At 57.7% G+C, this 18,582-nt stretch carries 28 protein-coding genes; 22 read left to right on the top strand and 6 right to left on the bottom strand.

The genetic code is table 11. The annotated features are described in order from the left end of the window. Positions 1-255 precede the first annotated feature (255 nt). From JQ587_RS09565 to JQ587_RS09535, 8 genes are all read left to right on the top strand, one after another. Positions 256-1,110, top strand: coding sequence for a hypothetical protein (locus JQ587_RS09565; protein WP_212425139.1), 855 nt, complete (start codon positions 256-258; stop codon positions 1,108-1,110). A gap of 55 nt (positions 1,111-1,165) precedes the next feature. After that, positions 1,166-1,414 carry a hypothetical protein gene (locus tag JQ587_RS09560; protein WP_212425138.1) on the top strand — a complete coding sequence of 83 codons (249 nt, stop codon included), beginning with the start codon at positions 1,166-1,168 and terminating at the stop codon, positions 1,412-1,414. Continuing rightward, positions 1,415-1,849 (top strand): HNH endonuclease, encoded by a 435-nt coding sequence (locus tag JQ587_RS37145; protein WP_212425137.1) that lies wholly within the window; start codon positions 1,415-1,417, stop codon positions 1,847-1,849. A gap of 308 nt (positions 1,850-2,157) precedes the next feature. Next, positions 2,158-2,385, top strand: coding sequence for a hypothetical protein (locus tag JQ587_RS09550; RefSeq protein ID WP_212425136.1), 228 nt, complete (start codon positions 2,158-2,160; stop codon positions 2,383-2,385). 61 nt (positions 2,386-2,446) lie between these two features. Continuing rightward, the gene (locus JQ587_RS09545) at positions 2,447-2,827 is read left to right on the top strand and encodes a hypothetical protein (RefSeq protein WP_212425135.1); all 381 of its coding nucleotides are present in this window, start codon (positions 2,447-2,449) and stop codon (positions 2,825-2,827) included. A gap of 255 nt (positions 2,828-3,082) precedes the next feature. Continuing rightward, complete coding sequence (locus tag JQ587_RS36880; protein ID WP_283810509.1) at positions 3,083-3,205, top strand: hypothetical protein; 123 nt, start codon at positions 3,083-3,085, stop codon at positions 3,203-3,205. A 270-nt stretch (positions 3,206-3,475) separates the two neighbouring features. Next, positions 3,476-3,868, top strand: coding sequence for a RuvC family protein (locus JQ587_RS09540; RefSeq protein ID WP_212425134.1), 393 nt, complete (start codon positions 3,476-3,478; stop codon positions 3,866-3,868). Positions 3,869-3,889: 21 nt separating this feature from the next. Next, positions 3,890-4,390, top strand: coding sequence for a hypothetical protein (locus tag JQ587_RS09535; RefSeq protein ID WP_212425133.1), 501 nt, complete (start codon positions 3,890-3,892; stop codon positions 4,388-4,390). On the opposite strand, the gene JQ587_RS09530 is transcribed toward JQ587_RS09535, so the two are convergent. Genes JQ587_RS09530 through JQ587_RS09510 form a run of 5 tightly spaced genes read right to left on the bottom strand, consistent with a single transcriptional unit; the run spans position 4,366 to position 6,183 of the window. Then, positions 4,366-4,611 carry a hypothetical protein gene (locus tag JQ587_RS09530; RefSeq protein ID WP_212425132.1) on the bottom strand — a complete coding sequence of 82 codons (246 nt, stop codon included), beginning with the start codon at positions 4,609-4,611 and terminating at the stop codon, positions 4,366-4,368. The two genes, JQ587_RS09535 and JQ587_RS09530, sit on opposite strands and share 25 nt — an antisense overlap. 13 nt (positions 4,612-4,624) lie before the next feature. Continuing rightward, positions 4,625-4,816 (bottom strand): hypothetical protein, encoded by a 192-nt coding sequence (locus JQ587_RS09525; RefSeq protein ID WP_212425131.1) that lies wholly within the window; start codon positions 4,814-4,816, stop codon positions 4,625-4,627. Continuing rightward, positions 4,816-5,319 (bottom strand): hypothetical protein, encoded by a 504-nt coding sequence (locus tag JQ587_RS09520; RefSeq protein ID WP_212425130.1) that lies wholly within the window; start codon positions 5,317-5,319, stop codon positions 4,816-4,818. Before JQ587_RS09520 ends, JQ587_RS09525 begins: the two co-directional genes overlap by 1 nt. Before the next feature lie 21 nt (positions 5,320-5,340). Next, entirely contained in the window at positions 5,341-5,949 is a 609-nt protein-coding gene (locus JQ587_RS09515; RefSeq protein WP_212425129.1) for a phage replication initiation protein, NGO0469 family, read from the bottom strand. Positions 5,950-5,964: 15 nt separating this feature from the next. Next, positions 5,965-6,183, bottom strand: a complete 219-nt coding sequence (locus JQ587_RS09510; protein WP_212425128.1) for a hypothetical protein — start codon at positions 6,181-6,183, stop codon at positions 5,965-5,967. Between the two features lie 263 nt (positions 6,184-6,446). Between JQ587_RS09510 and JQ587_RS09505 the strand changes: the two genes are divergently transcribed. From JQ587_RS09505 to JQ587_RS09485, 5 genes are all read left to right on the top strand, one after another. Further along, on the top strand, positions 6,447-6,854 hold the full coding sequence (locus JQ587_RS09505; RefSeq protein ID WP_212425127.1) for a hypothetical protein: 408 nt from the start codon (positions 6,447-6,449) through the stop codon (positions 6,852-6,854). After that, complete coding sequence (locus JQ587_RS09500) at positions 6,855-7,169, top strand: hypothetical protein (RefSeq protein WP_212425126.1); 315 nt, start codon at positions 6,855-6,857, stop codon at positions 7,167-7,169. After that, positions 7,166-7,396, top strand: a complete 231-nt coding sequence (locus JQ587_RS09495) for a hypothetical protein (RefSeq protein WP_212425125.1) — start codon at positions 7,166-7,168, stop codon at positions 7,394-7,396. Before JQ587_RS09500 ends, JQ587_RS09495 begins: the two co-directional genes overlap by 4 nt. An 87-nt stretch (positions 7,397-7,483) precedes the next feature. After that, positions 7,484-7,762 carry a hypothetical protein gene (locus JQ587_RS09490; RefSeq protein WP_212425124.1) on the top strand — a complete coding sequence of 93 codons (279 nt, stop codon included), beginning with the start codon at positions 7,484-7,486 and terminating at the stop codon, positions 7,760-7,762. After that, positions 7,762-8,229: a hypothetical protein gene (locus tag JQ587_RS09485; RefSeq protein ID WP_212425123.1), complete on the top strand. Its 468-nt coding sequence runs from the start codon at positions 7,762-7,764 to the stop codon at positions 8,227-8,229. The genes JQ587_RS09490 and JQ587_RS09485 overlap by 1 nt, the downstream gene beginning before the upstream one ends. Positions 8,230-9,191: 962 nt before the next feature. On the opposite strand, the gene JQ587_RS09480 is transcribed toward JQ587_RS09485, so the two are convergent. Beyond that, complete coding sequence (locus tag JQ587_RS09480) at positions 9,192-9,722, bottom strand: helix-turn-helix domain-containing protein (RefSeq protein WP_212425122.1); 531 nt, start codon at positions 9,720-9,722, stop codon at positions 9,192-9,194. 171 nt (positions 9,723-9,893) lie between these two features. Here JQ587_RS09480 and JQ587_RS09475 point away from each other — a divergent pair, with 171 nt between their 5' ends. From JQ587_RS09475 to JQ587_RS09435, 9 genes are read left to right on the top strand one after another with little or no spacing between them, the layout of a single operon-like run. Then, positions 9,894-10,256 carry a DUF5681 domain-containing protein gene (locus tag JQ587_RS09475; protein ID WP_212425121.1) on the top strand — a complete coding sequence of 121 codons (363 nt, stop codon included), beginning with the start codon at positions 9,894-9,896 and terminating at the stop codon, positions 10,254-10,256. Beyond that, on the top strand, positions 10,253-11,524 hold the full coding sequence (locus tag JQ587_RS09470; protein ID WP_212425120.1) for a PBSX family phage terminase large subunit: 1,272 nt from the start codon (positions 10,253-10,255) through the stop codon (positions 11,522-11,524). Before JQ587_RS09475 ends, JQ587_RS09470 begins: the two co-directional genes overlap by 4 nt. Positions 11,525-11,584: 60 nt before the next feature. Then, positions 11,585-11,902, top strand: coding sequence for a hypothetical protein (locus JQ587_RS09465; RefSeq protein ID WP_212425119.1), 318 nt, complete (start codon positions 11,585-11,587; stop codon positions 11,900-11,902). Between the two features lie 6 nt (positions 11,903-11,908). Continuing rightward, on the top strand, positions 11,909-13,741 hold the full coding sequence (locus JQ587_RS09460; protein ID WP_491524938.1) for a portal protein: 1,833 nt from the start codon (positions 11,909-11,911) through the stop codon (positions 13,739-13,741). Between the two features lie 28 nt (positions 13,742-13,769). Continuing rightward, entirely contained in the window at positions 13,770-14,534 is a 765-nt protein-coding gene (locus JQ587_RS09455) for a hypothetical protein (RefSeq protein WP_212425117.1), read from the top strand. A gap of 26 nt (positions 14,535-14,560) precedes the next feature. Continuing rightward, the gene (locus JQ587_RS09450; RefSeq protein ID WP_212425116.1) at positions 14,561-15,676 is read left to right on the top strand and encodes a phage capsid family protein; all 1,116 of its coding nucleotides are present in this window, start codon (positions 14,561-14,563) and stop codon (positions 15,674-15,676) included. Between the two features lie 4 nt (positions 15,677-15,680). Continuing rightward, the gene (locus JQ587_RS09445) at positions 15,681-16,067 is read left to right on the top strand and encodes a hypothetical protein (RefSeq protein WP_212425115.1); all 387 of its coding nucleotides are present in this window, start codon (positions 15,681-15,683) and stop codon (positions 16,065-16,067) included. 45 nt (positions 16,068-16,112) lie between these two features. Next, a complete protein-coding gene (locus tag JQ587_RS09440; RefSeq protein WP_212425114.1) occupies positions 16,113-16,751 on the top strand; it encodes a phage adaptor protein in 639 nt (212 codons plus the stop codon). Then, on the top strand, positions 16,688-18,580 hold the full coding sequence (locus JQ587_RS09435; RefSeq protein ID WP_212425113.1) for a hypothetical protein: 1,893 nt from the start codon (positions 16,688-16,690) through the stop codon (positions 18,578-18,580). Before JQ587_RS09440 ends, JQ587_RS09435 begins: the two co-directional genes overlap by 64 nt. Positions 18,581-18,582: the final 2 nt, after the last annotated feature.

Below are 18,582 nucleotides of genomic sequence, written 5' to 3'. Positions count from 1 at the left end.
CATGGATGTCACGAAACTCATCTGCTCCTGCCATACAAAGTCAGGCTACACCTGTGTAGCCGTCTTACGCGAATACAAACCAATCTCTCCAGAACACCATCCAGAGGATGAATGCTACTGCGGCGACTACAGGCGGGATCACGTAGGCGGAATAGGCGCCTGTGTGTTCTCCCTGAATGATCCTCGTGGCGGTCACCCATTCGGCACTCATTGCAATGAATTTCGCCTTGTGGGTAAGGCGGGGTGGCGCGACGCATGAATAAGCTCACCAAACAAACCGCACCATTCACCCAGGTACCCAATGAGCTGCTCCAGGACCGCAAGCTCAGCATGAAGTCTAAAGGCCTCTACGCCATCATGTTTAGTAAGCCGGAGGGGTGGGCGTTCTATGAAAGCGCGCTCGTTGCTGAAAGCGCCGATGGCAAGGATGCCTTGCACTCTGCATTGAAGGAGCTGCTGGATGCTGGCTGGCTCAAGCGCGAAGCTCGTCGGGGGGACGGTGGCAAATTCGCTACCTACGACTACCAGGTATTGGTGGACCGCAGCGGATTATCCGATACGGCTATCCCGCGGCGGGAAAACCGCGACGGTAAACCCGCAACTAGTAATACTGACTCAAGCAATACTAATGAAATAGTCCCCTCTGTATCTCCCCAACCAACGAAAGCCTCCCGTCGTGGATCAACACCTGCAATCCGTCTTGAAGAGTTTCTGCGAAACGGCGCAACACCGTTCGACGGACTCGCTCCCAGCGAATGGGGAAGCTGGGCGAACGAGCAGTTCGGGTGGGACGTCAATCGTATCAGCAGGGAGTGGGAGGAGTTCTCCGATTACTGGACCAGCGGCAACGCCGTCCACGGCGGTCGCAAAGCCGACTGGTTCGCAACCTGGCGCTCTCACTGTCGCCGCTCCGCGAACCGCGGCGGAAGCCGAGCGGCTGGCAATAGCCTTGACAGGGGCCTCGCTGGCGCCATGCGTCACAGCTTGGTTGCACGCAATGGAACAGCACAGCCTGGTGGTGGCGTCAGTGGGGGGCAAGGCCCCGGCGATGCCCGCGTTGACGGAGGCGGAACGGTCCCAGCTATCCCAGCGGGTGAAATCCCTTTCTGAGATCCTGCAGCCTGCAAGGGAGCGCGGACCCGAACTGGAAGTCGCCATCGGTAGCATGTTCGCAGTGATGAACGTCTTCACCGGGGATGATGCCAAGCTCAAACTTCAGGTGGCGGGATGGTGCGAAGCCCTGGGGGACTACCCGCTGTTCGCCATCCGCAAGGCGGCGAAGTGGGCGGTCATCGGAAGGGAGAAGCTACCCAGCGTATCGGCCTTCATCGACGACGTGAGGCTGGCTATGGGCGGCAACGTAATGGAGCGGCACCGGCTGCTTCAAAAGCTAACTCAACAGAAAGTGGGGTGATTGGAATGGAATGAAGCTCGGCTTGAAGAGTTCTGGAGCCACGTAGTCAAAGGAGGCCCCGAGCAATGCTGGCTCTGGTCTGGCCCAATCTTAGACGGCAGGTATGGGCGTCTCTGGAACATCCCGGCGCACCGGCTGAGCTGTGAGATCGTCAACGGGCCAATCCCGCCCGGCATGCTGGTGATGCATTCCTGCGACAATGGCTTTTGCGTCAACCCTCGGCATTTAAGCGTCGGCACTCCCGCGGAGAACATGGCCGACAAAATGAGGAAAGGGCGGAGCGGCACTACCAGGCTCTGCGCGTCAGAGGTGCGGGAAATTCGCGCCCTTCGGGAACAGGGATACTCCTTTCGGAAGATTGCCGCTGAGACGGGCGTGGCTCTTTCGGGAGTCCATGGGATAGCGAACCGCCGAAAGTATTACTGGATACCCTGACCCGCTAAATATAGCGGCTTGCGTTTGTTCACGTTTTACCCCCATTCTACTTGGGAATTTTCCCAGGTCCGGACATGCCCACACTCGAATATCTCCGCTCGGAAATCGAGCGCATGCGCACGCAAATAGGTCGGCAGCGCAAGGAAATCCTCCAGCTTCAACGTGCCGGGATAGGGACGGCCTCGGCCGAAGCGCTCCTGGCCCGGATGCAGGCCAAGGTGGATCAGCTCTGTGTGCAGCGCGATGAGATGAAGAGCGCGGTCCCGCGCGAGGTTAGGCCGCGGGTTCTGGGTGGTCGAAAGTGGTAGATGGACAACCTTCGACGCTTTCCGGCGCCGTGGACGATGGAAGAGGACAAGGATGGCTTCCGCGTCTTCGATGCGACTGGGTTCTACATCTGCGGCGTCATGCACCGCGAGGACCTGCACAGCCACGGCTACCAGTACGCCAGCCAATTCCTCTCCCGCGATGAGGCGAGACGAATTGCTAAGGCGATATCCCGGCTGCCCGAGCTGCTGAAGCGGCCGCAGTATTGAGCCGCCGCCACCTCCCGGCGATAATGAGCCGGGGGGAAGCACCATGGAGTCATGGCTTATTGTGCTGGTCATCGCTGGCGGGTGGTACCTGTGGCAGCGTTCGAAGAACCAGGAGAAGGCGACGGCCGCCAATGAGCGGCTGGAGAAGGACAAGCGCCTTTACGAGCACATCAAGACGGGGATGCGGGAATACCATTGGCGTGAGCGGGACCAGCCGCTGTGGCACGCCAAGCATGGGGAGAGGGTCTTCGAGACCGCTCACCTCATCGCCTTCCACCTCGACCATTTCGTGGAGAGCCGGGTCGGCTTTTATTTCAAGGACCTGGACGAATATGGGATGTACAGCTTCTTCGCCGGCAACGATGACGATTTCATCGAAAGCTATTACCGGACCGACCGGGACTTCCAGAAGGAAGGTGTCCTGTTAGCGGGCGACGACTGAGCCCGATGAGGGGATGTGATCTGCTTCACGTGACGCCTTTGTAAAACTTTTTCGGTTGACGGATTTCCCCGAATATACGGACAAAATCCTCAAGAAAATCAGCCACTCAGCGCGGTAATTGTGAGTCGCGTTAACGCCGGTCAAATTTTTAGATGGCTCAAGCGTGAATCAATTCGCTTGCGAGTCTTACAATTTCGGGTCTTATGAATCTTGGTTGGCGACGCAGAATCCAAACTTAAATGGAGAGCTGCGCCTATGTCTGACCATCCCGAGCTGCATGTTAAATTCCTTGGCCTGAGCCTCAGCGCTAAAGGCGCGCTGGCGATCTGTGCCGCCTTGACCATCGTTCTGTCCGTGCTCGCCTTCTACCGGTTTTGATTGACGCTCGCTTGCGATGGGCTCACGATTAAGGCCATGCAAACATCCCAGCCTGTAAAGCGGCGTCGGCCAGGACGGCCGAGCCTTTACAACGAACGAACCGTACCCGTTCGCGTGCCAGCCAAACTCGTGGGCGAGATTAAAGCGCTCCTCCGCAAGGCCCCGCGCAAGCTTCCTGTGTACGTTGTCGGAAAACCGATCAAAGCTCTTTGATTGGGTCGCAAATTCGTGCTCGGCTTGGATCTAGGGACAACCCTCGGCGTAAGTAGGGTGTATCTGGATGGAGGACTCGATGCCCAGGCACTTCGGTTTGAAGGCAACATTGGCAGCCGGACGGTCGGGGTACACGGGCTCATCAAGCACTTCGCCGGACCGGATTGCATCGGCGTCTGTATCGAAGAGCCATTCTCCGGACAATTCAGCAGCGTCAAAGCTCTCTTCCCCATGCTCGGCGCTGCCGTACTCGCCTGCGAGTTGGCGGGGCTGCCATGGTCGGCGGTCCATCTCAGCAAACTGAAAATCCACGCCACCGGCAAAGGCAACGCCAAGAAGCCTGAGATGCAGGCCGCCGCAAAAGCGCGCTGGGGCAAAGACCTCGGTGAAGATGAAGCCGATGCCGCTTGGGCAGGGGCTTATGCTATGGACTGTGGCCTATTTAGTTAGGGGGCTAGCTCGGGGTAATCCGTGTTCAACATCCTGAATTCCCGCGATTTCTACAACAAGGTCATTGATGACTATCAGGCATTCTGCCGAGACAATACGTCGGCAAGTGCCGCCATTAACTGCGCGCTCAGCTCGTACCATCTAGCGGAGTGGATTTGGGGGGATTGGCTGAAGAAGGACGAGAGGGCCAAGCAGCGTCTCAGGATTGAGACCATCGATGACTTCAAGAAATGGCTCGATGAGAATGCTTATTCCTTTTCTACTCTCCAAGCACTTGCCAACGGTTCAAAGCACTTCAACCGCAAGACTATTGCGAAGTCGGAAGTCGCAAAGGTGATGTGGTCAGCAAACGGCGAAGCTCCCACAGAGCAGACTTACCTCTCGGTTGAGGTCGAGCATCGCGGTGATGTCGTTTGGCAGGATTATCAAGTCGTCATGGACCAGATGGTCATGTTCTGGTGGGATTTCATGACTGAGCACGGGCCGTACGATGACATCTATGCCGCCGAGCAATTTCGCTGAGGCGCTTTGAGCATTTCAACCTTGGCCTCAGCCTGGCGGAGAGCCGCCTCATCTTTGATATATGTGCTTCCGGGCTGGAAATTTCCAAGCCGAGCGGCGACGTAGTGGTAGCAGCGTTCGCGGGCCTTAGTGACTTTAACCCCCCACAGCTTAGCCAGCCGGTGGATTTCATAGTCGCTCTCGGCCGAGATGCTGATAGTGCGTTTGACCTTGTTGGCCATGTCGTTTCTTTCGTTAGCTCAAATGATATTTGGCTCGGTAAGCGGCCTTGAATGCGTCTCGGGCGGCTCGGCTTTGCCCGAGCTTCATCCATAGCGCCATCGCGGCCTCCATGTGTTTGACGAAGGCTTTCCGATCATCTTCGACCGCCTGACACAGCGCCGCCAGTTCGGCGGCGTCTGCGTCTTGGGGCGTGTTGGCGTCCACTAGGCAGTCTTTCGCAGTTCGTGGAAAAGGCCGAGTGTCACGACACCCTTGTGGATGTTTCTGTGGCATCGGCTGCAGCACCAGGCGGCCCATAGAGGTTTGGTATAGTCCTCGTGGTGCCCGTGCAGCGTCTTCATCGGCACTGCCTGTTGACAGACCTCACACCGGAACGGACGAGCAATGCGACCGTCTCTTACAGCGTTGCCCAGTATGATGCGGGCTTCGCGGTTGATGAAGTGGAGGGTATTGCTCTTGGCCTGTAAGCGCTTGATGACATCGGGATTTGCAGCTGCGTATGCTTTGGCCGCTGCAATACGATGGTCGAGCTTGGCGCGACGTTGTTCATAGGCCCGATAATGCGCGGGATTGCGCTCGCGAGCTGCTTTGACGTTTGCCTTCTGGCAATCTTTGCACTTGCCTAAGCGACCGTCCGCCGTGTCTGGGTGCTTGTAGAAGCACTCCAGAGGCAGGCGGCGTTGACATGCGATGCAGGATTTTTCCATTTCAATGAAATCAATTACTTATCAAAAAGGAATTTCATCGTCGAACGGCGCATCGCCGCCAGTGGCTTTGACCGCGCTGTCGATCGCCTTGCCATTCAGCGCCTGGTACTCGGGCGACTGTCGGATGATATCCTTCATCTTGTCGCTCAGGGCATCGAACACAGCGGGGTCGAATTCCTCGGGCTCAAGGCTGAGGTAGACCTGCTTGTTGAACATCTCCGGCGCCTTCATGCCCGCGATAAGGCGGCTGATGCCGTTGATGACACGGTATTCGCCGTCTTCGACGATGGTGAGGATGGCGGCCTTGCCAAGCATGTTCTGGAGGTCGAAGGCTTCGAACTCTTCATCGGAGAAGGACTTGCCGCGCCAGCCTTCCATGAAGGGACGTAGGTTGCCTTTGGCGCTGGAGCTGAGGGTGAAGGTCTTCCCGATTGACATCGGACGACCGTCGTCAAGCTTGGTGTCTTCGCCGTGCAGCTCGAAGCGCATCGCAATCTTGCGCTTGGGGTTGGCAGGTTTACCCTGATAGGTGCCTTGCTGAGTGCCGAGGTCAATCAGGGAGTACAGGATGGCCGGCTGAGGGCCCGTCGGTACGGGCGCGAAATTGCCCGCGGATTTCTGTGGTTTCAATGTCCTCTCTTTCTCTTAGTTGGTGGTTCTATCAACGCCGCGCCGGAGCAACATGCCCAGGTCGGCATCAACGTCGTATCCGTGCAAGCGCATGGCATCGCGGAATGCCGCGGAGCCCATCTCACCGGAAAGATCATCAATCAAGCGCGCAAGCTCGCCGATGCGGCGCCTGTGCTCTGCTTCCTTGAAATCAGGAAGCACCGATGCGGCGCGTCCTCTCGTCTGTATTTGCATAGTCATTCACTCCTGTTGTGAGAACAGGATGAGTCGAGAAGTCGTATACATCAACAAAAAACGTGACGAATCGTCGTGGCAAATTTGCCACCAGAATTTTGTTGACGAGATTCTTGGTGTGACTCAGCATGACAGTAACAACAGGAGATCGAACAATGACTATCAAGAACACTTTGATTATCGCTTGCTTCGCCATGTGCGGCTGGTTTGGCATGGGCGCTGTGATGGCGCACGCAATCGTCAACCAATAGAAAGCGAGGGACTTGGAAAAGCTGAAGATCGAAGCCGGTAAGTTCTACCGCACACGTTCAGGCGCAAAGGCGTTCGTCGCAATGGACAAGCGCAATCCTTTCAATCCCGACGATGAATATCCTATCCTCGCGTACATTGATGAGGAGCCGGAAACCAATACCCACAAATGGTTGAACCCGGACGGGCGTGAGTACGCCTCCAAAGAATACGAGCATGACCTCGTGGCGGAGTGGAGAGAGCCCAAGCGCATCAAGGGCTGGTTGAATGTTTACCTGCCGGGCGATGGGCGAGATGAAATGTTCTCCTGCGTTCATAAGACACGAGAGAAGGCGGATGCCGTGATGTTTGCGTCTGAACGAATCGCCTGCATCGAAATCGACGTTCTCGAAGGCCAAGGCTTAGATGGGAGCGCCCGATGAATGGCTAAGCGCTCTCAACTCCCGCAGCTCGACGAGCACATGTTTCCGAGGATGCCCTTCAAGCTGAAAGACGTCCCGCTCGAAAACGCGAACTCCGAACGTCTCGATGTGTGCAAGAAATGCCAAGGTGATGGCGAGATTTGCACGGCCAAGAAGGAAACAACCAAGACCTCCGGCGCCATTCACAGGGAAGAAGCGACGATCCGAAAGGACGAGGTCAAGAAGTACCAGCGCGGCTTTTGGAGGGTGGCCTGTGAGCCTTGTGGTCAGTGCGCTGGCTCTGGTTACGTGAAGGTGGGAGGCATCAATGAATGAGCCGCGTCCTCTCATTCTTCGGCCTGCAGCCGACCGAACATCAGCTCAACGTCCAGGCCCGCGTCGTCGCGTACCTGAGGAAGTACGGCGGCATCGACGCCCGTACCGTTCAAACGCTCGGAACGACTTCGGCACACAAGCTGCTCAGTCGGCTGCGTGACAAGGGCTACCTGCATCCCGCCAATGACCCGCGCGGCTACGTCGAGCTGGCCAATGCGAGCGGGTAGGGCCGCTACCGGTGGCATCGGTGGACGGGCCAACCATAAGGTTGGTAACGCCAACACACCCAAAACCAACGAGAAGGAAAAACCCCCATGAAGAAACAACCCGAGAACCTGAGCTGGTATGTAGGCCAGTTCAAGACCCCCCGCGGCCCCGTGTATCGCCCGCTGCGTGTCCGCGTCATCGGTACGCTGGAGCGGCTGTTCAACGGCCTGAGCAAGACCGTGATCGAGCAGTACGCATCGTACAACAAGCACAAGAAGGTCAAGCCGTCTGACTTCGTTGAGGTCGGCGGGCCCTTCGCGTCTCGTCGCCGGGCGATGCGGTATGTCGCTCAGCTGGCTGGCGGCGACCAGCGGAAGAAGCGCTGATGGCTGCGGTCGTATCGAACCGGGTGGAGGCTGGTCCGCGTGACTCGCTTCCGCCTGGCGCCGCAGAGGCTTGGTTTGCGTTTCACAAATCGCGCGCAATTCGTTCGGGGTTAGACCAACCGATAGCAGAGCTGGATGTCATTGTGGTGCGGGACTCTGCTCCCGCATTAGAAGCGGTCCTAACCGTGGATACTGTCGCTGAACATGCGAGAGTGGTGGCTCAAGCTGAGACGGCAGTGGATATGCTGAAGTCCCTGGCTCGGTGTCAGCAAGGGATAACGTTCTTCGATGTCGGGCAGTTGATGGGCGTAAGCACCAAATGGCTGAAGAAGATCAAGCGGCGCGATAGCTGGAGGTTGATGGACACAAAACGCCCAGACAGACAGCGGGAATGGCATCTTGTCGACGTTATTGCATCCGCTGAAAGAAGGCTCAAAGAGTTGAAATACCAACAAAAGAGAAAGTGAGGAAATGACTATCGAGCAAATGATTGACCGCGCCATTTGGATTGGCGTGTTCGCACTAGCTTGCGCCTGGACGTTTTTTCAGGTGAGGGACGCGCTGCAATGAAAGAGGCCCTACTGACGGTAGCAGCGCTATCGATGATTGGATTGGGCGTGTGGTTCATCGCGGAGCAAGGCCAGTGTGTGGACTCCGGGCCTTGCTACGACGGCGAGTGGTTCTGGAGTTGCCGGTTCTGTGACGGTGGCCAGTAGAGCCTTAAAGTGAGCATCCGTACAAAGCTGTACAGCTCCCAAATTGGTACTTTTCCGTACGTTCATTCTTTGGATAATTGTCTCATACCTGCCTTGAAAGGGCTTAGACCCCCTTGGCAAGGCCTTGAAGGTGGGGAAAATTGTCCCTAGAACAAGTTGACAAAACCCAGCGATTCACAAGTTGGGAGCAAGGGTAGAGGAAGCACATGGGCCGTCTTAACCGGATGGTAACCATACCCCGGCGAGGCTCTGGCGAGAGCGCTGCCATTGAACTCCAACTCAATTACAACCGACCCTCTTTTACCAGGTCGGGTTCGAGATTTCCGGGAGACCCCCGGAAATGCCAGAGGGGCCGCCCGTAGGCGACCCCCCATCTTGTAGAACTATGGACTCCTGAGCCGTCCTACCGGCTTGGGAGTCCTCTACAGTGAGAGCAAACCTGCTCCCAGCGTCCGAACCGGAACCTCTTGTAAGAGGTCACCCGGACCGGCATGTGGATCGGACAGAGCAGCTTCACGCTGCCCTCCTTTCTTCACCTGACTAGCGGATTAGGCCGCCGCCCCTTGGGGCCTGATAGTTCAGCACCCAAACCTGTAATGAAGGGGCGCGGGAACGAATCGGGTGAAGTCCACAATCTCGTAAATACCAAAGGGCAATTCCGAATCACAACCAAGGGACGGCCTTAAGGCGAGAAATGAACAGCCTTCTGCACCTCAGAAGGGCAAATCCTCCTCGTCTTCCTCCTCCTCATCATCGTCGTCGAGGTCGTCATCCCATTCGTCCTCTTCGCGCAGGAGGTCCTGGAGCGTGGGCGCCTGGGCGTCCCGCGCGCTGCGCAGCGCCAGCCATTCCCGGGCCAACGGGTCCAGTTTCGCCACCAGCGGCCGGAGGTCGTAGGCGAGGCGGTCCTCGCGGGTCTTCTTCTCGATGCGTTCGATCAAGCCCTTGTCTTGCAAGGACTTCAGGCACCGCTGGATCTTGCGGATGCCCAGCCCCATGCGCTTGGCGATCGTCCGGGAATGCGGGAAGGGTGCGCGGTCGGCGGCGTGCCAATGGGCGACGAGGTGCATGAGCACATTGAACTCGTAGACGTCGAGACCCAGCTTGGCCTGGTTCGCCATCATCACGACGGGGAAGGTGCCGAAGCCGGGCGCGGCAGCGATGCCCCACTTCGCTCGGACGCGGGTCCGGTCGGTGACGTAGTCGTCGTCGATGTCGATGGTCGATGTGTTCATGCCGGCCATTAATCATCGAATCTGCTGTAAGTATATAGATATCTTTTAACTCTGTCTGGTCAGACGCTTTTTGCGCAGCTTACCTCGTGTCGGTCTGTGATGACGGTTTCCAGATACCGCTGTTCGGGTTACCATCAGCGGGTGAACAGAGGACGAGCAGCGGCGATGCGACCGGACGGGATGCCGGTCGGCAAGCCGTTCCAGGCGGGGGAGTCGGGCAATCCGGCTGGCCGTCCTCCTGGCATTCCCAACCTCGAAGCCCGGGTTCGTGCTCTGCTTGACGGGGACACCGTGCTGCCACAGCCCATCGCCGACGCCATCCGGGCGCAGTGCGGCGAGGACAAGAAGGCCATCGACGCCGTCTTCATCGTCGGGCTGCTTCAGGCGCTGCAGGGGGACAAGGCCTGGGCTCAGTTCATCATCGAGCGCGGCTGGGGGAAGGTGCCGGACAAGATAGAGGGCGGTGACCCGAACAACCCCGTCCAGGTTGAGAACAGGCTTGAAGTCGTCCTCGTCCGGCCCAAGGGAAGCTCTGATGCTTGAACCGCATCGAGATCCCCGAGAAGTTCGCCGGGCTCTTTGAGCCGCATCGCTACAAGGTCTTCCATGGTGGCCGTGGTTCGGGGAAGAGCTGGTCGGTTGCCCGCGCTCTGGTCCACCTGGCTGCCCGTAAGCCGCTCCGGGTGGTCTGCGCCCGTGAATTCCAGAACAGCATCGAGGAGAGCGTTCACCAGCTCCTCAAGGACCAAATCGAGCTGTTCAATCTCCCGTATGACGTTGGCAAGTACAGCATCACCAACAACATCGGCTCCGAATTCATCTTCAAAGGCCTGTCCAAGCAGGACGCCGCCGCCGTCAAGTCGCTGGAAGGTGCAGACATCTGCTGGGTCGAGGAAGCCCAGGCGGTGTCGGAAGGAAGCTGGAAGAACCTGACGCCCACCGTGCGTAAGGATGGCTCCGAAATCTGGGTGACGTTCAACCCGGACCTTGAGGACGATCCCACGTACCAACGCTTTGTCATCCGCCAGCCAACCAATGCCCACGTCGTCGAGGTCAACTTCTATGACAATCCGTGGTTTCCGGCCGTGCTGGAGCAGGAGCGGCTGGACATGCTCAAGTATGACCCGGTCGGCTACGAGAATGTCTGGCTGGGCAAGCCGCGCACATTCGCAGAGGGTGCCATCTTCCGGCGAGAGATCGAGGCGATGGGCGAGCGCATCGGCTTGGTGCCGCATGACCCCAATAAGCCTGTCTATGCTATCTTCGACTTAGGTCACGCTGCCAGTGGGCGAGGGGACCCGCACGCCATCATCTTCGCCCAAGCGGGTACCGGCAGCACCTACAACCTCATCGACTATTGGGAGGACAACAATGCCACGCTGCCAGATGTCATCAGCAACGTCATGCTGGCCAAGCCTTACCGATACGCCAAGGTCATCATTCCTCATGACGGCGCCCGGGTGAATTCACACACGGGCAAGACTGATGCTGAGCTATTCGAGGACCAGGGCCTGCAGGTGGAGCTATTGGAGCGCACGCCATCTCTCGACAAGGACATGAACAACATCCGCGTAATCTTTCCGCAGCTCGTCGTCGATGCAGAGAAGTGCAAGGGCTTGCTGGCCGCGCTGCGTGGACACCGACGGGAGCGGAATGAGAAGACCGGAATCTGGAATTTCCGACACGATTGGACGAGCCATGGAGTGGCCGCCGCGAGATATCTCGCCGTGTACATCAACATGACCGGCGGCCTCTCGCCACGTCTATCAGCGAACGACAATCACACACCACGCCGCATGGTCGCCTGCTAAAATCATTTGCCAGCGAAAAAAGTTCGGCCTTATGATTCAGCAACAACGAAAGACATGGAGATGGCTACCGACAAACAACAAATGGAAACCCAAGACCAGCGCATGGAGCGCCTGAAGGCTGAACGTGCCAAGGAGCGTGAAGAAGATATCGCCGCAAAGGTGGCGAAGGCCAAGAAGAGCGGCATGACTGGCAAGGCGCTGGACCTCTACACCAAGGCGCTGAACGAAAAGTCCGGCCTCACCCTCATTCCCGCAGGCAAGGCGCCGCAGACCGACAAGGATACCGGCGAAGAGTCCGGTAATCACATGGTCGAGGTCGAGATGATTGACGGCAAGCCGATTGAGTTCGACGGCATGGTTGTCGTTTCGACGAAGTAGCCACCCATCGCAGAGTACACCGCCCGCGAGAAGGAATTCTTAGAGAAAGCTAAGAGCCAGTTCGAGGCTGCCATCTGCAACCCGACGTATCAGGGATGGTACAGGCAGGCGAAGCAGGCTTACGGCTTCTACGAGGGCGGCCTCAAGCATTGGACACCGCAGGAGATTGAGTCGATTGAGGCCATGGGCATCCAGCCCCTGACCTTCAACAAGATCCTGCCGCGCCTGAACAATGTCGCCGGCATGGAGGTGCAGACCCGCACCAAGGTCACGTTCCGAGCGCGCTCCTACGACAAGAAGGAAAAGGACACCGCTGAGGCACTGAGCGACCTCGCGATGTTCGTCCAGGACAAGAACAACTCCACACATATCCTCAGCCATGTTGGCCATGATGCCCGTGTATGCGGGCTCGGCTGGCATGAGTTCGATGTGCAAGACGGCGTTATCCGTGAGGGCCGCTCCGACCCGTTGCTGACCATTCCCGACCTGGCTGACCGTACGCCCGGCCTGACCGAGCAGCGCTTCGTTGGCAAGGGCTGCTGGATGCCGAAGGACTTGGTCAAGCAGAAGTGGAGCGATGCTGACGTAGACGCCGCGCAGTGGGGATTTGCGATGCCCTTCGGTGGAGAAGCTTATTGCCCAGTCACGACCTGCGGCGGCTACATGAACGATGAGACCCAGATGGTGTTCGTCGTTGAGTGGTCAATGCGCATCCCGGCCAAATACTACGAGGTCATCGACCGCTCTAACCGACTGGTGACGACCTTTGATAAGGCGGAGGCCAAAGCCATCGCCGCTCGGCCTCAGTACAAGAACATCACGGAGAAGCAGGGCTACAAGATTGTCTTCGTCTACTTCACCGGCAACGTGCTGCTCGAGGTGCTCGAGGACAGCTACCAGCTCAATCCGGCCAAGGGCCTGTTCCTGCTCACGCCCACGGTATGCTTCCGTGACAACGACACGGGCGCCCCATTTGGCTTGGTTCGCAACGCCATCGACCCGCAACGCCGCTACAACAAGACCAAGACCCGCCTGACGTGGCTGATGGCGGCCCACCAGGTCATCATGGATGGCGATGCAGCGGACGCCCAATCCGTGCGAGACGAAGCTGCCCGACCAGATGGTGTGCTGGTCGTGAAGGCCGGCAAGCAGCTCAACATTAACCGCCACGAACAGGCCATAGCCCAGCACCTTGCCGCGTTGGACAGTGACGACAAAGACATTCAGGCCGCCCTCGGCATCTATGACGAGAGCCTGGGCATCGAGACAAACGCCAACAGCGGCATCGCCATTCAAAAGCGTCAGCTCGGCTCGTCACGCAACATGGCCATGGTCATCGACAATGCGTTGGCCGCGAAGAAACGCTGGGCCGAAAAGCTTCTCTACCTCATCCAGTCCGTCTTCACGGAGCAGACCGCCTTCTGGGTCATGGATGATGCTGGCGAGGTGAAGCAACTGGTTCTGAACCAGCCCGAACTGGATGCCCAAGGTAATCCAGTGAAAGACAAAAATGGCAGACCTGTTCTCAAGTATGACATCAAGACACCCGTTTACGACACTTATGTAGAAGAGGTGCCAGACGTGGCCTCACAGCAGGAGGTCGCCCGCGACATGGTCATCCAGGCGCTGCCGAGCATTGGTGGCTTGCAGAACCTCACGCCCGGCTTCCTAGAGCTGCTTGGCGTGCCCCAAACCTCAAAACTTATGCAGGAAGTAACAGACGGCGTGCCGCAGAAGCTGGCCGCCGCAAACGCCGCTGCCGAAGCTGCAGCAAAGAATTCAGTAGGAGGCCTCGTGCCGACGAACACCCCCCAGCTCGGGGCGCCAATAGCGGCGTAGAGCACTACAACCACGGAAGTAGCGAACAATGACGACGACTGATGAGGACCAACTGCAACCGAACGCCAACGGCGAGGACACAGTAATCGACGATCCTGAAACGCCTGCTGAGGGCGTCAACGGCGAGGAGGGCACTGAACAACCAAAACCGGAAGCAAATGGTGAAGAGCAGAAGGAAGAACCAAAACCGCAGGAGAATGCGGAGCTGAAGCAATGGCGGGATAAAGCAAATATCTCGAACGGGCAACTTGCCACTGTCACGAGGACCCTCAGGGCCCTCAAAGACAAGGGACTGTTGACCGACGAAGCCATTGAAGAAGCTGCCGCAGCTCAAGGTGTTGACGTAAGCGCACTGCGCAGCGTCCTGAACCAAGAGCCTCCGCCAGCCAACCCGGTGCAAGCCAATGCGCAGCGCCTGGTTGAGCAGTTCGACCGAGAAAAGCCGGGCGAATTGAAGCTGGCAATGGACGAAGCGTATGGCGAAGATACTCAAAAGTACTTTGATGCCTTCAACTGGCTGATTGGTGCTGACAAGGACGAGGTGCAAGCCCTCGGAGATGTCCCAGCCAACAAGGTGGTGGCCTACGCAATCCGTCGCGGTAAGGAAATCTTCTCTGAGTATGAGGAATTGCAAGCTTATGGTGGCTCTCCTCTGAAAGCTCACCGCGCCTTGAAGAAGGGTGCGGCCAAACCTCCTCAGCCGAAAAAAGAACGGACGCCCATGAACAGCAGCGAGGCCCCGCCGACGCCCAAACAGCGTCAGCCCGGGACGAGCTTCTACGACGGCGTTTAAACAACAACGCAACGAAAGTGAGGTAAGTGACGACATTTACCGAAAACGTAGCAACCGGCAGTTCGCTCAAGCCCGTAAACGTGGCTGATAGTGTCTTCCGGGGTTACAAAGAGGACAACCGCTTCAAGCGCCTTATGGGCAGCGGTGAAAACAACATCATCAACGTGAAGTTCTTCGAGAAGGGTGAAGGTGACACCTTCAAGTTCCCGTTCTCCGCTGGCGTCCCGCTCAGTTCATGGGTGGCCGACACCACTGTGATGGAAGACACGGGTGCGCAGTTGGTGAAAACCACTGACAGCATCACCATCGGTCTCAAGCGTGTGCCGATTCTGATTAATGGTTATACCATGAGCCAGAACCGGGCGACGTTCGACCTTTGGGAGAACGATACGTTCGAGATGAAGCGCAGTGTGGGTGAGAAGACCGAAGACGTTATCCTCTCGGAATTCCTCAACACCAGCAACGGCCGCGTGCAGGAGCGTTACCGGTACGGTTCCGATTATGCCAACTGGAACGCTACCGCGGCGACTGCAAAGGCGAACGTCGATAACACCGACGACAAGCTGAAGCTGTCCGACATCAAGAACTTGGCGCTCCAGGCAAAGCGCAAGTACGTGTCCGGCGGCCTGCGCATGAACCCGTACCAGATCAAGACTGGTGAGGGCGGTGCTCCCGCCCGCAAGTGGATCTATGTAGCCCACCCGCTGGCGATCCGCGACCTGAAGGATGATCCCGACTTCCTGAACCAGATCATCTACAAGGATCGTCCTGAGTTCGACCTCATCGGCGGCTCCGATTACATCGGTGAGTATGAAGGTGTGATGATCTACGAGCTGAACAACGACAGCATGTTGGAAGCAACTGCCGGCGCTGGCGGCATCCAGATCGCGCACAACTTCCTATTCGGACAGAATGCCCTGGGTCTCGGCTTCGGTAAGGTGCCGCTGACGCCTGGCACTGCGATCAAGAAGGTGTCCGCACCTGAAGACCGCGGTGTCATCACCATCATGGAGAAGGACCACGGCCAAAAGGTCGAGGCTGGCTTCTCCTATGTGATTGGCGCCAAGCAGCTCTGCGAAAACACCTCCGGGACATCGCAGGCCTTCGGCACCATCCACCACTACACCGCAGCGGTGGAGTAGCGCCATGAACAAGCAAATCAAACGCTTGCTCATGTTGACTGCATTGGTAGGGAGCCTCATGGCTCCCGCCTTTGCGGCCGACACGAGTTCTACGATCAATGTTCGCAGCGCGGTGAAGCCCAAAGGGGTTTCGCCTCAGTCAACGTATACCCGGGCTACAGCGAATGCTGCCGCAGCGTCGGCTGGCAGCTTCACCTTCGACGTTCCTGCGCCTAAAGGTGCCTCGAACATCTTGGGATGCACACACACGGCCGAAGACGCCAACGGCGCCATCAAGCCGCTGCGTATCACTCGGTCTGGGCTCACGATCTCGGTGTCCAATGGCGACATGGCCAGCAGCACAATCGTATCTGGCGACGTCGTGCGTGTTCACTGCGACCTGAAGCCGTAGCCCATAGGGGCGGGGTAACGCCCCTAACTAATTGAAAGAAAGAACGTGCCTACCGCAGCCCAGCTCATCACCAACATCCGCAGCCTGGCGCTGGTGGGTACGACGGGACCAGGCGACCTGGCCCGGGTCGAGACCTACATGAACATGGCCTACCGGGACGTATATGAGAAGGTTGCGGAGCGGTATCCGTGGTTCGTCCAGGAAACGGAGGACGTGGCTATCACGGATGGGCATGGCGAGTTCGTAACTCAGCCGCTCCACATCCTCAGTGTCTACGATACGGTCGGAAAGCGCTTCCTCGACCCGACCGATATTGCCGCTGTGGAACAGAAGGACCCCGAATTCACCTCCACCGGCAATCCCAGCGAGTTCTATGTGCTCGGCTTCGACCAGCTTTGCTCCTGGCCGCAGAACGACACCACCCTCCGGGTGCGGTTCACGCCGAACGCCAGCATCCTGACCAATGACAGCACGGAAGCAGATATCAAGCTACAGCCGATTCACCATGACGTGCTGACTTGGGGCACCTTGAAGTTGATGGCCTACGATGAGCGGGACAAGGTCGTCGGTGCCGAGCTGACCTTCAACCAGCAGGAAATGGACCGAGCCGAGGACCGTATGTGGCGCTGGTTCGATGCCCATGCGCCGAAGAAGAGCAAACCAGTGAAAAGCTACATGCTTTGAGCGCCACACGAATCGGCTTGTTTGATGGGCGTCTGCTGACGCTCTTTCCGCGCGCTCTCCTGAACACTGCTCTTAGCCCGACGCTAGTCGTCAAGGACAAGCAGGCAAGGCTTATCGAGAACATCATCCCCAACACCAACAAGGCCGGCAGCGGTGCGAAGCGATTTGGACTATCCCGTAAGGGCAATGCGTTTGTCGGCATTAGCGCGGTTGGAGAACCATTCGAGTATCGCAAGAGCGATGGCACCCTTCAGGTCATCCAGTATTTCAGCGACGGCAGCCTGCGGACCTTGGATGAAGGTACGGGCGCCTACACCAGCATCAAGACCGGCCTTAATACCAGCGGCACGGTCGGGGCGGTACCGTTCAATGACAAGCTGGTCTTCTATAATGGAGTAGATAGCTGCTTCGCGTGGGACGGCTCGACCTGCACCGACCTCGGTGAGTACGTGACCGATATCCTGGCCACATCAGCAACTCAGGTAACGACCTCTCAAATCACGTTGAAGCCTGGCGGCAGCCGCGCTGCGAGTGACTACCCCAATGGCCGCGCAATCAAAGTCACGTTCGCCACCTCTGGCGTCATCTCGGCCACAATCTCATCGACCTCCTATAATGCTGGGACCAACACATTAACCGTCAACGTGACCGGCACACCTTTCCCTGCCGTTGTGGAGACCATCAACAAAGTCGAATATTTCGCCAAGCCGCCAACCTTCAGCTTCCTCTTCGCTCACCTTGACCGCTTGTGGGGTCTCTCTGCAGGGGTTCTCAAGGCCAAGCAGTTCCGCGGGCAGGACGGCATGAAGGTCTGCTTCCAGGCAGCGGCTAACAACGAAAACTCCTGGTATTTCTACACAGGGACAGGAGCCACACAGGACATCCCCTTCATCAATCTGCGCAACAAGGTGCCACAGTTCGACGAGCTGGTTTCGATGTCAGTCATAGATGGCTCCGCCTGCTTCCACGGTCGGAGTTATCTGGTGCTCTATACGGGCGATGACCCGATGACGGTCGGGGGCTTCGTCTGGGCTAAGACCATTCCGGTGGGCACGGTTCATCAAAAGTTGGTGCAGCGTCTGCCCACCGACACACTCTTCGTCACACCCGCCGGCATCCGCTCTCTGCGGAAGGTCTTCCAGACCGAACAGGCGGAAGTCCTCGATGACCTCGGGGGTGATATCGACCCGACCGTCCAGGCGAAGATTAAAACGCTTTTGTCTGGTGACGCCGAGTATAGGAAGGCCCGGAGCTTCTACTATCCACATGACGGCTTGTATGGCTTCAAACTCGATGACGATGGCCTGCTGGCCTTCATTCTGAACAAGCAGGGGGCAGGGTGGGTTATTCTGACGGGCTATTTCGCTGATGCGCTTGGCTTCCTAGGCACGACAGACGGCCGCCTTCTCGTGTCCAGGGCCACTAACCTCTATGCCTACGCCAACGGTACGGACGATGACGCACCGATCGCCTATAGCGACGATGGCAACGCCATCGACTGCAAATGGTGGATTCCGTGGGTGCAGATTGCGGGTCGCTGGGGCAACCGTGCCTTTGAGATTCTGGTGGAGCAGACTGCGGGCGGCACCATCACCATCGACCGCTACATCAACTTCAATGAACAGGATGTGGTCACGACCACAGCTCAAATGCAGGAGATGGGTTCGATGTGGGATGACGCGATGTGGGATGAAGCCACATGGGATGGCAACACGCAGAACCCGGTCGTGTCCGATAAGTTTTTGGCTGACAGCTTCTCCGTTTTGGTGAGACACTTCGATACGGAGGGACCGAGATCCATTCTCGGGATAAGACCAATAGGAAGATGATG

Source organism: Bradyrhizobium manausense, assembly GCF_018130615.1.
Taxonomy (GTDB): domain Bacteria; phylum Pseudomonadota; class Alphaproteobacteria; order Rhizobiales; family Xanthobacteraceae; genus Bradyrhizobium; species Bradyrhizobium manausense_A.
This window is presented reverse-complemented; position numbering and strand designations above follow the sequence as displayed.

Bases quoted from the DNA above. Each gene is read 5' to 3' on its own strand.
- JQ587_RS09520 (WP_212425130.1), bottom strand. From the start codon at position 5,319: ATGGAAAAATCCTGCATCGCATGTCAACGCCGCCTGCCTCTGGAGTGC.
- JQ587_RS09550 (WP_212425136.1), top strand. From the start codon at position 2,158: ATGGACAACCTTCGACGCTTTCCGGCGCCGTGGACGATGGAAGAGGAC.
- JQ587_RS36880 (WP_283810509.1), top strand. From the start codon at position 3,083: ATGTCTGACCATCCCGAGCTGCATGTTAAATTCCTTGGCCTGAGCCTC.
- JQ587_RS09510 (WP_212425128.1), bottom strand. From the start codon at position 6,183: ATGCAAATACAGACGAGAGGACGCGCCGCATCGGTGCTTCCTGATTTC.
- JQ587_RS09465 (WP_212425119.1), top strand. From the start codon at position 11,585: ATGGCTACCGACAAACAACAAATGGAAACCCAAGACCAGCGCATGGAG.
- JQ587_RS09530 (WP_212425132.1), bottom strand. From the start codon at position 4,611: ATGGCCAACAAGGTCAAACGCACTATCAGCATCTCGGCCGAGAGCGAC.
- JQ587_RS09565 (WP_212425139.1), top strand. From the start codon at position 256: ATGAATAAGCTCACCAAACAAACCGCACCATTCACCCAGGTACCCAAT.
- JQ587_RS09490 (WP_212425124.1), top strand. From the start codon at position 7,484: ATGAAGAAACAACCCGAGAACCTGAGCTGGTATGTAGGCCAGTTCAAG.
- JQ587_RS09495 (WP_212425125.1), top strand. From the start codon at position 7,166: ATGAGCCGCGTCCTCTCATTCTTCGGCCTGCAGCCGACCGAACATCAG.
- JQ587_RS09480 (WP_212425122.1), bottom strand. From the start codon at position 9,722: ATGGCCGGCATGAACACATCGACCATCGACATCGACGACGACTACGTC.
- JQ587_RS09475 (WP_212425121.1), top strand. From the start codon at position 9,894: ATGCCGGTCGGCAAGCCGTTCCAGGCGGGGGAGTCGGGCAATCCGGCT.
- JQ587_RS09455 (WP_212425117.1), top strand. From the start codon at position 13,770: ATGACGACGACTGATGAGGACCAACTGCAACCGAACGCCAACGGCGAG.
- JQ587_RS09445 (WP_212425115.1), top strand. From the start codon at position 15,681: ATGAACAAGCAAATCAAACGCTTGCTCATGTTGACTGCATTGGTAGGG.
- JQ587_RS09500 (WP_212425126.1), top strand. From the start codon at position 6,855: ATGGCTAAGCGCTCTCAACTCCCGCAGCTCGACGAGCACATGTTTCCG.
- JQ587_RS09560 (WP_212425138.1), top strand. From the start codon at position 1,166: ATGTTCGCAGTGATGAACGTCTTCACCGGGGATGATGCCAAGCTCAAA.
- JQ587_RS09485 (WP_212425123.1), top strand. From the start codon at position 7,762: ATGGCTGCGGTCGTATCGAACCGGGTGGAGGCTGGTCCGCGTGACTCG.